The sequence below is a fragment of the Enterococcus sp. E4-223 genome, assembly GCF_035727065.1.
Classification (GTDB): Bacteria; Bacillota; Bacilli; order Lactobacillales; family Enterococcaceae; genus Enterococcus_B; species Enterococcus_B faecium.
On sequence record NZ_JAPMLH010000005.1, the window covers coordinates 62,339 to 74,108 of the forward strand.

Sequence of the window (11,770 nt, forward strand, 5' to 3'; positions counted from 1 at the left end):
ACTCCTTTACACACAATTTTACTTCAAGTTTTATAGTCGAAAATTTATAGTAAACAAGATGTTATAGTACGCTCACTGACCTTAAAAGTCAATAAACTTTAAGAAAATAATTGGAAAAAAACAGAAAAATATCAAGCGCTTTTTCAAACGCTTTAATACAGCAAAAATCTAACATTTTTTTATGGGCTTTTTCTTTGAATTCTATAATAAAAGGATAGAACTTGACTTAGAAAATCAAGTTCTATCCTTTTTGATATCTTAACTTTTGAAAGAGAGATGTAAGGTTGCTTTCTACCCATCGTTCTTACTACTCGAAGCATAGCGCAGTTGTCACAACCTCTTGATAAACGGTGTTTAAAAGCTTGCATCTGCGGTAATAAGCCCAACCAAATTAAAAACATAAGAAGCTATTTTTATTTGGTCGTTCTTATTACTTGATGCAGAGCAGATTTTTTACAACCTCTTGGTACACGGTGTTCAATCAGCTGACCCTCGGCATTAGCTCAAAAAACGGCAAAATATGAGGAACTATTTTTCCATTTTTTTCTCTAATACTCAGGTCAAAACGCTGATTTCACAACCTCTTTTTTTAATGAAAAATATGGCTCTCATGCGCCGCTTCTTTGAATTTCGTCATTTTTTCTTCGATGAACGGATAGATTGCCGTTCCTACGATTCCAAAGACAACAAACAAACCGATCATGATCCAGATTGCTTTCGTAGCATTTGGCCAATAAATTCCTCCTGCAGATTCCCGTAACAAGTTTACCGCATGAGTAAATGGCAAGAACGGATTGATCATTTGGAAGAATTTCCCTGAGACTTGGATCGGATAGTTCCCGCCTCCGCCAGAGATCGACAGTACTAAGATGATAATAGCGATCCCTTTACCGACATTATCGAATAATGCAGCCAAGACATAGACGATCATCATGAACGCTAAGGCGATCAAGACAGCAAATGACACGCTGTAGACCGGATTTTGGACATCTACTCCTAGTAAGAAAATATTCCCTAATGTAACGATCAAGCTTTGCGCAATCGCCATTGTCAAAAATGTCAGCATACGAGCAACGAATTGTTCTCGTTTCGTAAAGTTGTTTCGGTCTTTCTTTCCTAAATAGTATTCTGTCGTAGCAACACTTGAAAGAAGAACAGCGCCGACCCACAGACATAGTGCAGTATAAAACGGGGTGCTAGCTGAACCGTTATTTGCGATTGGATAAAGCGCATTGGTTTGTAGCTCAACAGGTTGTGTAAAGAAGTCACTTTCTTTTGTTGCATCTAGTTTCAATAATTTGATGACTTCGCCTAGATCGACTTCTTGTTCGCCTTTTCGGATCGCGTCTGCTGCTTTTTGGATACCAGCTTTGATATTTGGCCAGTCATTGTTGATCAAGTCCGCAGCAGCGTTCACAGCTGTTTCGACTTCTGGCATTTTTTCATTTACTGTTGTCAATGTACCGGTGATTTCATTTTTTAGTGCTGGCCAATCATTTTGGATAAAATCAGCGGCCAATCCTAATTTTTGCTGAAGGATCGGTAATTCATTGTTGTATAGGTCTGCCCCTTCATTGATGCCATTGACGATGGTATCCATATTTCCATTCAGCATTGTATTGGCATCATGGATTTCTTGTCCAATTGCAGGCATTTCTTTTTGATATTTTTCTAAAATTGCCACTGCATTCGTTACAGTTGCTTTCGTTGAGCTGAGAAGCGAATCAAAGTCGATCTGGTCCGCTTTGCTCAGTGCGCCTTGTGCAGTCCCAATCGTATCGATGACTTGGTCTAGTAGAGAAGTGACAGTGGAACTGATTTGACCTGTATTGATACCAGCAATGATGCCATTGATATTATTAACAACGGCATCAATTTGATCTAGCAATTCATCAATAGCCTTCGTGTCTTCATTTTGAACAGCTGTGTTCAAAGCAGATAGGCGGTTTTGCAGATTGCTTAGCAAGGGTTTTAATTGATTTAGCTGATCAATAATTGGCTGCAATTTCGTATTTCCAGCACTTGTTTGCAATTTAGTCAGGAACTCGACCAGTTTATCGATTGCATTTTGTTGTTGAGATATTCCGTCAATAAAGCCGTTCAATACATTGCTGATGTTTTTCTTTTCATCATCAGTCAGCTTACCATCTTCAATAGCTGTTCTTACAGTATCTATTAACGAACCTGTCGTTGTTGCCACTTGTCCAATTGACTTCAATGTGACATCTACGCTGTTTGTGATGCTTGGTATCGCCTCTTTCAGCTGAGAGGCACCTGATTTTGTTTGGTTTGCTAGATCACTTGCCTGGTTTTCTAAATTTTTCACATCTGGCAAGATATCCTGTACTTGTTGGATGATCGTCAAGCCTTGTTTTGCTTCATCGATTCCTTGGTTCATTGTCTCTTGGATCGAAGCAAAATCACCGTCGATCTCTGCTAGTTGTTTACCGGCATTTTGGATCTCTGGGATTTTTTCTTGCAAATCAAGGATGATTTTTGCTTGGTCTTTCAATTCAGGCATTTTGTCATTCAATGCAACGACTTTTTCACCCATCTCATCTACTTTAGGGATGTAATCCACGAATTCATTTGCTTTATTCAGTTTTTCCTTGATTTCAGGTAGTTGACTTTGTAATTCGAGGACTTGTTTTGTGTAGCCGTCGATCGTGTCCAAATTTTCATCTGTTGATAAAATCATATCTTTGACTTTATTGATACTTACTAGGTTCGTATCGATGTCGTAACCTATCTCATTGAATACTTTCAATAAAGTCGAACTGGCTGTTTTGATAAATTCATTTGTGATTTGCGATTGGATCGAACTTGCTCCTTTATCGGTGATTTTCGGTGCAATCGCATTGATTTTTTCATTTACCGTATATTCGATTTTTGGTTTCTTGATATCACCACTAGTAAAACTCAGCAGATCTTCTGAGAAATCCTTTGGCAAGTAAATACCTGCGTAATACTTTCCGGAACGGACTCCGTCTTCTAATTGTTCTTTTGAATCAACGAATTGCCATCCTAATTGTTTATTTTTATGAAGCGATTCGATGACTTGCTCCCCAATGGCCACTTCTTTACCTTGAAACTCTGCTGGCTTGTCTGCACTGTAAACAGCAATTGGCAGCTCTCCAGTATTTCCATATGGATCCCATAATGCTTTGATGTTAAACCACGCATATAGCGAAGGGATGATCATGATCGCGATGATCAGAAGTGTTGCAATCGGGTTTTTGAAAATCCGTTTCCAGTCAAGCAAATATAATCGAAGCGTATTTTTGATTGACTGCATAGTTCTCCCCCTTCTTCTTTTTTCAGCTGAATTACTTTACCATGTATTTCATACTTTTTTCAATCGGCTTTTTTCAAAAAAGTCGAATTTTTGGACATATCACGGCAATTGTCTCATTGTAATCTCTTACATATTGAGAAATAATTAAGGATTACAGCCTTTACTTTATCATGAAATAAAAGGGAAAGATAATTTTATGCCAAAGTTTTTATCTATTATACGTATACGCAAAAAAGCTAAAACATTTTTTGTCTTTGCCCCCACAAAAATGTTTCAGCTTTTTTCGTTTTTTATTCCTGTATTTCTTATTTTTCGAATGACAGGATGATTTTCCCAGCAGGAGGATGTCCTTCAACTAGCTGATGTGCTTGGATGACATGCTTAAGTGAAGCAGACAGATTCATTGAAATAAAAACATGAAAGGCTCCTTTTTGGTAGGCTTTGATTATGCCAGCAAAGGCTTCTGCATCTAGATATTCCTTTCTTGGAACAAACGATTCATAAAAGCCTTCCTTTTTTTGCCGCAAATCTAGATCTGGGAGGTCATTTAATGCAACATACCTGCCGCCTGGTTTCATGATCTGGATGCCGGTTTCTCCTTTGATACTTCCTTTCGTCGCATCGATTACAAGGTCTGCCTGATCAGCAAATTGCAGACCTGGATTTGTTTTATCATAAGCAGCAAATGCTGAAGCTCCTAATTTTTTTACCTTTTCCTCATTTTTACTGGATGCACTGGTTAAGATTCGGATTCCCTTTTCATGGAGAAGCTGGATCAGACTTGACCCGACCGCACCTGATGCTCCTAGTATCATTACAGTATCTGTCGGCTGGATTTCCGTCAAATGGTTGATTAGATTATAAGCCGTAATTCCTGGCGTGACCATTCCGGCTGCTTCTTCCCAACTCATTTTATCTGGAATTTTTGCTACTTTTGCTGATGGCAACACGACTTCTTCTCCGTAAGTCCCGCCGACTGCATGGACAGCTACTCGATCACCTACATGAACAGTTGTGACATCTGAACCAATCTCTGTCACAATACCAGCACCATCATTACCTGGTACATAAGGGAATTTCAATGTTCGTATCTCTTTCATTTCTCCTAAACGCAAGGCAACATCATAAGGATTCACACTGAATGCTTTTATTTCTACACGAACATGTCCAGAACCGACTTCTCTGGGATGAGCATCGATTTCTTCAAAAACATCTTGTGCTTCTCCGTAACCGTTAATTGCAAATCTTCGCATGGTCACCATCTCCCTTTTTCTTTAAGTTTACGTTTATGCCTTTATTTTGACAAAAAAAATGTCTTTTCGTTTTGGCGCATGATTCAAAACAAAATAATTGTCTTTTTTCGCGAAACGTGTTAAATTATTTATCTAAAAGCGTAAAGATTACGATTTACGCTAATAAAAAATAATTGGAGGAATTTGTTGATGGCTAAAAAATCAAAGATTGCCAAAGCAAAAAAACAGCAAGAAACGATTGAACGCTATGCTGCTTTACGCCAGGAATTAAAAGCGCAAAAAGATTACGAAGGCTTGCGCAAACTTCCTTTAGATGCTCGTCCAGAACGATTGAAAAATCGTGATTTAATCGATGGACGCCCTCGCGGATACATGCGTAAATTCGGGATGTCCCGTATAAAATTCCGTGAATTAGCACATAAAGGTTTGATTCCAGGAGTAAAAAAAGCCAGCTGGTAATCCAAGTCTGGCTGTAATGTAAAGGAGGAGGGCGCATGGACCACTCCTTGGATCATCAAAAAAGATACGTTCACTTCTTCTAGCAGAAATGCTGGTACTAGAAGCAGACGTATCTTTTTTTACGCACAGCTGGTCCTTTTTTATATGTAAAGGCTGCATGGTTACTTCGCTATATTTATTTAGTAACAGGAGTCAGTGCTTCGATACCCACACTAATTTTCAATGCTCGGTCAACTTCTGCCATAATGGGTCGATCCAAATGGCAGACCTTTTCTTTCAATCTTGATTTATCGATCGTTCTGATCTGCTCCAACAGGATAACGGAGTCTCTTTCTATTCCTGTTCCAGTAGCTTTGATCCCAATGTGAGTCGGAAGCTTAGGTTTAGCCATTTTTGCCGTTATGGCCGCAACAATGATCGTCGGGCTAAAATGGTTACCTAGATTATTTTGAATAACCAAAACTGGGCGTGTTCCGCCTTGCTCCGATCCCACGACTGGAGAAAGATCAGCAAAATAAATATCTCCTCTTTTTACCATAGGATCCTCCTTATTCTTGATATTCTCTTGGTATCCGCTGTCCTAATCCGCAAGCCACTTCATAGTGGATCGTACCTAATTGATCTGCTATATCCTGCATAGTGATTTCTTTGTCTGCATTTTTGCCGATAAGCGTCACTTTTGTTCCGACAGGAAATTCTTGAGGCAATCGGATCATCAGTTGATCCATACATACACGCCCAATCGTTTCACAGTAGTTCCCTTCTACCAATAGAGAAAAACCCTGCATCTTTCGTGGCCAGCCATCTGCATAACCGATCGGTATCGTTCCGATCCACTCTGCTTCAGGAGTGATATATGTTTCTCCATAGCCGATTCCTTCACCTGCTGGGAGTTTTTTGACTTGAATCAATTCAGAAACCAGCTCAAGTGCTGGCTGCAATGGATAAACTTCCGGTAGTGCGTGCCCAGAGGGATTAAGTCCGTACATTGCTACTCCATAACGAATCATATTGCCGATTGTTTCATCATGCCATAAAGCCGTTGCACTATTGCTGACATGTACATATCGAGGAAGTTCGGGAAGTTTTTTCAGCACTTCTATAAAGCGTTCTTTTTGCAGATTCCAATATGTATCATCTGCCTGATCTGCTGTAGAAAAATGGGTAAATAAACCTTCCCATTCTAATACACGACTTTCTTTGATGAATGCAGCTGCCTCTTTTACTTCTTCAGGTGTACAAAATCCGATACGACCCATCCCAGTGTCTGCTTTTAGATGAATCGAAAGAGGCGTCTCTAGCTTACTTTTCTCTAAAACAGCAGCTGCTGCTTGCAACCATTCCCGTGTACCTGCAGTTACTGATAAATCATGAGCAACAGCTACAGTCAGTGCGTCGTAAGGAACCATATTCAAGATAAGGATGGGCTGAGTAAATCCAGCTTCTCTCAACTCGACTCCTTCATCTAAATTTGAAACACAAAAGCCCGAAGCTCCACCTGCAACTGCTGCCTCAGCTGTTTCAATAGCTCCATGACCGTATCCGTTCGCTTTTACTACTGCAAACAATTCTTTTCCTTGCGGAAGTCTTGCAACTTCATTTGCTACATTTTCAGTTATAGCTTTTTTATGTATCACTGCTTTCGTTGGGCGGTGCCAAGCGACAACCATCGTTTTTCCTTCTTTCTAGTCTTCCAAAATAATTTGTGCAAAAGCTGTTTCATTTGTATGAGTAATACTGACCCATACATTGCCTTCATGAGGTGAACGCGTCACAACAGGCTGACCATTTTCATTTTTTAAAATCTCGACATCTTGAAAGGTAACTTTTCCGATCCCAGTTCCCCAAGCTTTAGAGAAAGCCTCTTTGCAAGCGTAACGCCCGCCTAAAAATTCTACTTGGCGATGAAAAGGCAAGGACTGGAATAGTTTCATTTCACCAGAGGTCAAGATTCGTGCAATGAATTTTGGTTTTTCTTCGATCAGCCGAGTGATCCTAGGAAGTTCGACTGCATCGATCCCAATTCCTTTTATCATATGCTTTTCTCTTTTCAATAAATTTAGAACACTCTCATTCTACCAAATTATAACCATTTTGACACAAATAAGTCCACAAATAACAAAAATGAAAGTTTCTCTTAAAAAAGAGAAACTTTCATTTTATGTTTAATCGTTATTTGAACGGATTACAAATCCGCGTTTTTTATCATTGTGACGTTTACCGCCATCTTTTTGGCTGTTATTATTTTTGCTATAACCGCCTTTTGATTTGTTTCCACGATAATTACCGCCGTCACGACGATTACGGTTGTTTCCGCCACCACGTTTGCCATTTTTATTGTATCCTTTTTTCTGCATTGGCAATGGGCGTTCTGGTGTGATCTTCACTGGCACTGCATCAGCTGGATCTTTTGCTGTCGTTTTTAGCAAAAGTGCAACTAAATCTTGTGCAGAATATTCTTCTAATAATTTATCTGCTGTTTGCAGGTATTTATCTAGACCATTTTCTGCAAGTTTTGTTTCGATTTGTTCAACTGCAGCACCTAATTGACCTTTGAATGCTTCTTTTTCGGTTGGTGGACGTAAAGTCGTCATCCGTTTTTTCGTCAAGTTTTCAATCACATGCAAGTAGTCCATTTCATTTGGTGTAACGAAAGTCACAGACATACCGCCTTTTCCGGCACGGCCTGTACGTCCGATACGGTGAACGTAGCTTTCTGGATCTTGAGGGATATCATAGTTGTACACATGAGTGACACCTGAAATATCTAATCCACGTGCAGCAACGTCTGTCGCTACAAGGATATCTAAATGACCGCTCTTAAATGAACGCAATACGCTCATTCGTTTTTGTTGAGACAAATCGCCATGGATTCCTTCTGCACGGTAACCGCGTGCTTCTAATCCGCGTGCCAATTCGTCTACACGGCGTTTTGTACGTCCGAAGACGATTGTTAGTTCAGGTGTTTGAACATCAAACAAGCGAGTCATGATATCGAATTTTTCGTATTCTTTTGCGCGGACATAGTATTGATCGATCAAGTCAGCTGTCATTTCTTTCGCTTTGATCTTCACATGATGTGGATTTTTCATGAATTTAACGCCAATATTCTTGATAGCTGGCGGCATCGTTGCTGAGAAAAGTAATGTTTGTCTTTGATCAGGAACTTGTGAAATGATTTTTTCGATATCTTCCAAGAAGCCCATATTCAACATTTCATCTGCTTCATCCAAAACTAATGTTTGAACGGTTCCAAGTTTCAATGTGTGGCGGTTGATGTGGTCAAGCATACGTCCTGGTGTACCCACAACGATATGTGGACGATCTTTCAAGCCACGGATCTGACGGCCAATATCTGCTCCGCCGTAAACGGCTTGTACACGTACTTTTTTGTCGCGCCCTAAACGATATAATTCTTCTTGTGTTTGGATAGCTAATTCACGTGTTGGTGCGATAACTAAACCTTGTAATTCGTGACGATCTGGATCGATTTTTTCTAACATTGGTAATCCAAATGCAGCTGTTTTCCCTGTACCTGTCTGTGCTTGTCCAATAACGTCTTTTCCAGCTAATGCTAGTGGAATCGTTTCTGATTGGATAGGTGTTGCTTCTTCAAAACCAGCGCGTTCGACTGATTTCAACAATTCTGGTGATAATTCTAGTTCTTTAAATTTCAAATGAATCCTCCTATATGGTTGTTAACTGAGGATGTAGCTTTTTTGCTACCCCGTCGATTTGTTCGGTCAAAGTGTATTGTTTCTTTTTGACAGTGGCCACGCACGTTTTTATCCATTCTTAGCCCCTGTGGCACCACCGAAAAATCACTTTGCGAAGTTTAGGCATTAGAAAAGCCAAACGGGTCGCGTTCAGCTTTATCATTATTATGACATCTGGCTTCAACAAGTTGTTTCTATGGCAAAACCAGTCCAATTTCTCTTCATCTTTCGGCAATAGGTTATTCTAACATAGTTTTTCGTTTTCTGCAAGTTTACAGATTTTTATTTCATTTGCTGAAGCTGTTCTACCACTTCAAATAAGCCCATGCTGTTGCTGCCTTTTAGCATAATACTATCTGTTGCTTCAAGATTTTGTTTTACAGCATCAATCAATTTATTCTTTTCTTTTTCAAAATAGAACACAGGTAGTTGGGGGTATTTTTGGTTCAATTCTTCTTTTAGTGCATGCATTTGTTCCCCATAAAGGAAAATCATGGCGAATTTCTCAGGATCGATATGTTCACTCATTTGCGCATGCATATTTAAAGACTCTTTCCCTAATTCCAGCATATCTGCTAACACAGCGATTCTGCGTCCTTTTGTTGGTAGATTTTTAAAAGTATCTAATACCAGTCCCATGGCTGTTGGATTTGCATTATAGACATCGCTCAAAATAGCTGCACCATTTCCTGCCGTTAGCCATTCGGTTCTGTTTTGAGTGATAGAAACATGGGCGAGCCCTTGGCGTATCTCAGGTATGGACAGTCCAAAGAAGCGCCCGATCGTATACGCAATCAAAGCATTCGTTACATTATAACTTCCAGGCAGCGGGATCGTAAATGTTTCTCCTTCTACTACAAAATCGGTTTGTGCTTTTCCTTTTGCTGTCACTTCCGCATGAACATCGCCATTTCCAATACCGAATGTTGTGACTGTTTGTACTAATGTTGCCGTTAAAGGTGTCAGCAACGGTTCATCTGCGGGCACAACGAGTAATCCGTCTGGTACAAGTCCGTCAGTGATTTCCATTTTGGCTTTAGCGATTCCTTCTCGCGACCCAAGATTTTCTATGTGTGCTTCACCGATCATTGTGATTGCTGCAGCTTTTGGTTGAGCCATAAGTGAAAGTTCCGTGATTTCATTGGCGTGATCCATGCCCATTTCCAAAACGATCTTTTCTGTATCTTGGGGCATGTGCAAAATCGTGTAAGGAAGACCAATATTATTGTTGTAATTTCCTTGCGTCTTATATGTTTTGTATTTTTCAGACAAGACAGACGCGGTTAGATCTTTCGTGGTGGTTTTACCATTGCTTCCTGTAATTGCAACGACTTCTGCGCCTACTTTTTCCAAGTAATAGGTTGCCAATTGCTGCATGGCTTTCAAAGGATCTGCTACAGGAATAACTGGAAAATCTTTTGGAGCTTGTTCAACAGGCAAGCTCCAAAATGAAGCAGATGCTCCGTTTGTGATCGCTTGCTGGATAAATTCATGTCCATCTCGCGTACCAGCAAGAGGAACGAATAAACTTCCTTCGGTTATCTTCCGGCTGTCAAATTCGACATTGGTAATCTTTGTTAGTGCAGAGCATTCGCTGCCCACGGCTTGTGCAATTTCTTGTATTGTTAGATTCATTGAGATCTCTCCTAAAAAAGGTTGTGAAAAAAGCGTTTGGTCTAAACGGCGGGTCCGTATGACTCTCACTTCCAAGTAAATTTCTCTATTCGTATTTAGAAGCTAGAATGAACGCGGCTACGCGTTCACTCCAGCTTCTTCCTTTATTTTTTCTTTATTCATTTTTTTCAAAAAAAGATTGACGCTGATGGTATCGATTCATTCCTAACTGGATCAGTTCTTCAATCAGATCGCCGTATTTCAAGCCCATGTTTTCCCATAAAAGTGGGTACATACTGAACTCCGTAAATCCTGGCATAGAGTTTAATTCATTCAGGAATAATTCATTTTTATTTGTCAAAAAGAAATCACACCGGCTCAATCCGCTTCCGCCTAACATCGTGTAAGCTAACTTCGCGTACTCTTGTGCTTTTTGATAAACTTCTTCTGGCACTTCGGCTGGAATCTGCATTTCGATTTTATTATTGATATATTTTGCTTCATAATCATAGAATGCTACGTCTTTTACGACTTCACCAGGCAAAGTCGTCCGAACGTCTTCATTTCCTAATACAGCAACTTCGATTTCGCGCGCTTCAATTCCTTGTTCAACGATTGCTCGAGAATCATACTGATAGGCTGTTGCTAAAGCATTTTGCAGCTCTTCTCGGTTTTCTGCTTTTGTAATGCCGACACTAGAACCCATATTCGCCGGTTTGACAAACATCGGATAAAGCAAAGAACCTTCACATTGATCAAATACTTTTTTAGGATTTTCTTTCCATTGATTCTTAAGTACTGGTACATAAGGAACTTGCGGCACACCAGCAGCTTGTAAAATATACTTGGTCATGATTTTATCCATGGCACATGCACTGGTCAATACGCCTGCGCCGACATAAGGCATATTCAATGTCTCTAAGAAGCCTTGGATCGTTCCATCCTCCCCGTTTGGCCCATGTAAAACTGGAAAAACGATGGCTCCTTCTTCTTTGATTTCGCCCGGATTGATCACTTTTCCTGTAAAGCCTTCCTCTGTCTGTCCACTTGGGTCCCATGAAAGATGCAAGACATCTTTGCTGGCAGGTTTTTCTGTTAGTAATGGACCTTTGACCCATTGTCCTTCTTTTGTAATAAATATGAGTTGAACTTGGTAATAATTATAATAAATGGCATTTAAAACTGAAAATGCGGAAAGAATGGACACTTCATGCTCTGCGCTGCGTCCGCCATATAGTAAAGTAATCTTCAAAAGATTGTCCTCCTGTATTCTAAATCGTTCAGTGATTTACTCTCATATTTTAGCACAAAACAAAAATAAACGAATAACTTATTTATAAAAAAACGAGTTGGTTCCTAAAAGAACAAACGTCATTTATTTTTTGTCAGCTAGATTATTTGTCCCGTTTTTTATAAAAAGTTATGATAAAGAA

The 11,770-nt window shown here is 39.7% G+C and carries 9 protein-coding genes; 1 reads left to right on the forward strand and 8 read right to left on the reverse strand.

Annotation, left to right across the window (positions count from 1 at the left end):
- Window positions 1-589: 589 nt before the first annotated feature.
- Together OS139_RS08120 and OS139_RS08125 are read right to left on the reverse strand one after the other, a co-directional pair.
- Window positions 590-3,295: a YhgE/Pip domain-containing protein gene (locus OS139_RS08120; protein WP_002331995.1), complete on the reverse strand. Its 2,706-nt coding sequence runs from the start codon at window positions 3,293-3,295 to the stop codon at window positions 590-592.
- A 305-nt stretch (window positions 3,296-3,600) separates the two neighbouring features.
- Window positions 3,601-4,548, reverse strand: a complete 948-nt coding sequence (locus OS139_RS08125; RefSeq protein WP_002294206.1) for an NADP-dependent oxidoreductase — start codon at window positions 4,546-4,548, stop codon at window positions 3,601-3,603.
- Between the two features lie 189 nt (window positions 4,549-4,737).
- Between OS139_RS08125 and rpsN the strand changes: the two genes are divergently transcribed.
- Window positions 4,738-5,007, forward strand: coding sequence for a 30S ribosomal protein S14 (gene rpsN / locus OS139_RS08130; RefSeq protein ID WP_002293413.1), 270 nt, complete (start codon window positions 4,738-4,740; stop codon window positions 5,005-5,007).
- Between the two features lie 175 nt (window positions 5,008-5,182).
- Here rpsN and OS139_RS08135 read toward each other — a convergent pair whose 3' ends face one another.
- From OS139_RS08135 to OS139_RS08160, 6 genes are all read right to left on the reverse strand, one after another.
- Window positions 5,183-5,545 (reverse strand): type II toxin-antitoxin system PemK/MazF family toxin, encoded by a 363-nt coding sequence (locus tag OS139_RS08135; protein WP_002289874.1) that lies wholly within the window; start codon window positions 5,543-5,545, stop codon window positions 5,183-5,185.
- Between the two features lie 10 nt (window positions 5,546-5,555).
- Window positions 5,556-6,677, reverse strand: a complete 1,122-nt coding sequence (alr, locus tag OS139_RS08140) for an alanine racemase (RefSeq protein WP_002296555.1) — start codon at window positions 6,675-6,677, stop codon at window positions 5,556-5,558.
- A 15-nt stretch (window positions 6,678-6,692) separates the two neighbouring features.
- Entirely contained in the window at window positions 6,693-7,043 is a 351-nt protein-coding gene (acpS, locus tag OS139_RS08145; RefSeq protein WP_002331996.1) for a holo-ACP synthase, read from the reverse strand.
- Window positions 7,044-7,172: 129 nt separating this feature from the next.
- Entirely contained in the window at window positions 7,173-8,684 is a 1,512-nt protein-coding gene (gene cshA / locus OS139_RS08150; protein ID WP_002294211.1) for a degradosome RNA helicase CshA, read from the reverse strand.
- A 321-nt stretch (window positions 8,685-9,005) separates the two neighbouring features.
- Entirely contained in the window at window positions 9,006-10,358 is a 1,353-nt protein-coding gene (locus tag OS139_RS08155) for a UDP-N-acetylmuramoyl-tripeptide--D-alanyl-D-alanine ligase (RefSeq protein ID WP_002317074.1), read from the reverse strand.
- A 154-nt stretch (window positions 10,359-10,512) separates the two neighbouring features.
- Window positions 10,513-11,589, reverse strand: coding sequence for a D-alanine--D-alanine ligase (locus OS139_RS08160; protein WP_002307390.1), 1,077 nt, complete (start codon window positions 11,587-11,589; stop codon window positions 10,513-10,515).
- Window positions 11,590-11,770 lie beyond the last annotated feature (181 nt).

Excerpts from the sequence above, each read along its gene's own strand:
- OS139_RS08135 (WP_002289874.1), bottom strand. The coding sequence starts at position 5,545 with ATGGTAAAAAGAGGAGATATTTATTTTGCTGATCTTTCTCCAGTCGTG.
- OS139_RS08155 (WP_002317074.1), bottom strand. The coding sequence starts at position 10,358 with ATGAATCTAACAATACAAGAAATTGCACAAGCCGTGGGCAGCGAATGC.
- acpS (WP_002331996.1), bottom strand. The coding sequence starts at position 7,043 with ATGATAAAAGGAATTGGGATCGATGCAGTCGAACTTCCTAGGATCACT.
- OS139_RS08125 (WP_002294206.1), bottom strand. The coding sequence starts at position 4,548 with ATGCGAAGATTTGCAATTAACGGTTACGGAGAAGCACAAGATGTTTTT.
- rpsN (WP_002293413.1), top strand. The coding sequence starts at position 4,738 with ATGGCTAAAAAATCAAAGATTGCCAAAGCAAAAAAACAGCAAGAAACG.
- OS139_RS08120 (WP_002331995.1), bottom strand. The coding sequence starts at position 3,295 with ATGCAGTCAATCAAAAATACGCTTCGATTATATTTGCTTGACTGGAAA.
- alr (WP_002296555.1), bottom strand. The coding sequence starts at position 6,677 with ATGGTTGTCGCTTGGCACCGCCCAACGAAAGCAGTGATACATAAAAAA.